The following is a 1,709-nucleotide window of genomic DNA, read 5'->3' as shown; positions in this document are numbered from 1 at the left end:
GGTCGTATCTACACATGGTTATTTATTATGTGAAACGAAAAATAGCAGCGACATACACAAAGTTAAAAGCGAAGTTACCAGTTTAACATAATGTGTCGTGACTCTACGAAAACACGTGATTTTATTGAAAAAACATTCATAAAATGTCGCTCTTTATACAAATACTAATCAACGTTCCAAGAATTTTTCACATTTGATTGGGATGAAATTTTATAGGTTGTTTCATGAATGGTAATATATTCACGAATCTTTTGAGAACCATAAGCCTTGTCGTCAAGAATATTACTTACCTTAATTGGCATCTCATCCAAAAGATCGTAGACAGGAGAGCTATCAGAAATAGTTCCACCGATCAAATGAAATAAAATGAGGTTGCCTAAACTATCAGCAATAATATGGACTTTGGTGGTTTCTTCACTGTATTTCATTCCAATATATGGATGGCGATCTTAGTTTATGACTTTTTTGCACCAGTATTGTGATATACTTTGATACTGGTGAGATTCATACTGAGAATTTTAAAATCCGGATCAGAATTTAATTCTTCAAAAATAGTTAGTAAGACATCTTTATCATGCCAAGATGAACTGTTTCTAGATATTTACAAAATGATATTGAACATTTCGCGATCATCCCTTTTAGGTAGACATCTAGTGGCATAAGGTGGAAAGGTGCTCTTGATTTGTTCCCATTATTCATTTGTAAGTTCGTAGTAGCGTGGCATCATTGAAAATACCCCTCTTTAGATTGTTTAAGGTAATCACATCATAGACATAATTTTTAGACATATCCTAAGAAAAAAAGCTAATTTTTTATATTAATTTGATAGTATAGCTGTTACGTTTTGAAATAAAAGTCTATTGATTGCTGAAGACTTTTAAACTTTCTGCCCTGACGACGGATAAAGTTTTTCAAATTTGCCCATACCTTCTCTATTTTATTCTTATCTGGAGAATAAGGTGGTAGCCAAAGAACCTGCAATCTAAAAATTTTTGCAATTCTTTCTACTTCAGATTTACGATGAAAGCGTGCGTTATCCAGGATAAGAACGCTGCCAGGTTTTAATAACGGACATAAATGCCACTCTAGTCAAATTTCAAACCATTCACTATTGGTAGACCAATCATAGTAGTAAGGTGCGATAACTTTTTCCATATACAGACCTGCAATGATGTTTAACCTTTTATAGCGACGACCTGCTTGAAAAGAAATAACTCTTTGTCCACGTACAGCACGGCCAAATCTAGGCTGTAAATCTTTTTGAACCCCACATTCATCCATATAAACAATATCTGTTTCATCAGAAATTCCAGCTAGTTGCTCATCAAATATTCGCCGTTTTTCTTCGTCTCTTTCTTTGTAAGCTGTTGTCGTTTTTTTAAAGTAATTTTTTCGCGCTTAAGAGCATCACATGCTCCAGAAATAGAACCGCCAAAATATGCGGCAATCTCTTTTAGTAAAGCGAATGGATGTTCTTCTATATATTGACGGAGTTTGGCGGATTCATATTTGCTAGGAAAGTTAGAAACTGGTTTCTTTTCCAAACTTCCTGTTTCTTTGCGAAGTCTCAGCCAACTATTCAATGCAGATTGGCTGATTCTAAAAGTCGCAATCGTTTCTTGTTGACTATGCCCATCATCATAGAAAGCCAATACTCGTTCTCGCAAATCAATACTGTACGCCATATTTTCACCTCATTCAATCATTCT

At 34.6% G+C, this 1,709-nt stretch carries 3 protein-coding genes and 1 pseudogene; all 4 read right to left on the bottom strand.

Annotation, left to right across the window (positions count from 1 at the left end; translation table 11 throughout):
- Window positions 1–164: 164 nt before the first annotated feature.
- Window positions 165–428 carry a transposase gene (locus ATL10_RS30655; RefSeq protein WP_110498379.1) on the bottom strand — a complete coding sequence of 88 codons (264 nt, stop codon included), beginning with the start codon at window positions 426–428 and terminating at the stop codon, window positions 165–167.
- Window positions 429–837: 409 nt separating this feature from the next.
- Window positions 838–1,053 (bottom strand): annotated as a pseudogene (locus ATL10_RS32435) (transposase); the annotation flags it as partial.
- Between the two features lie 36 nt (window positions 1,054–1,089).
- Window positions 1,090–1,281, bottom strand: coding sequence for a hypothetical protein (locus tag ATL10_RS30645; RefSeq protein WP_110498375.1), 192 nt, complete (start codon window positions 1,279–1,281; stop codon window positions 1,090–1,092).
- A gap of 32 nt (window positions 1,282–1,313) precedes the next feature.
- Window positions 1,314–1,685, bottom strand: a complete 372-nt coding sequence (locus ATL10_RS30640) for a transposase (RefSeq protein ID WP_258375855.1) — start codon at window positions 1,683–1,685, stop codon at window positions 1,314–1,316.
- Window positions 1,686–1,709: the final 24 nt, after the last annotated feature.

Origin of the sequence: Bacillus sp. 196mf (assembly GCF_003217275.1) — a bacterium.
Classification (GTDB): Bacteria; Bacillota; Bacilli; order Bacillales; family Bacillaceae_G; genus Bacillus_A; species Bacillus_A thuringiensis_S.
The sequence above is the reverse complement of the archived record's forward strand: the minus strand, read 5'-3'. Positions and strand labels throughout refer to the sequence as shown.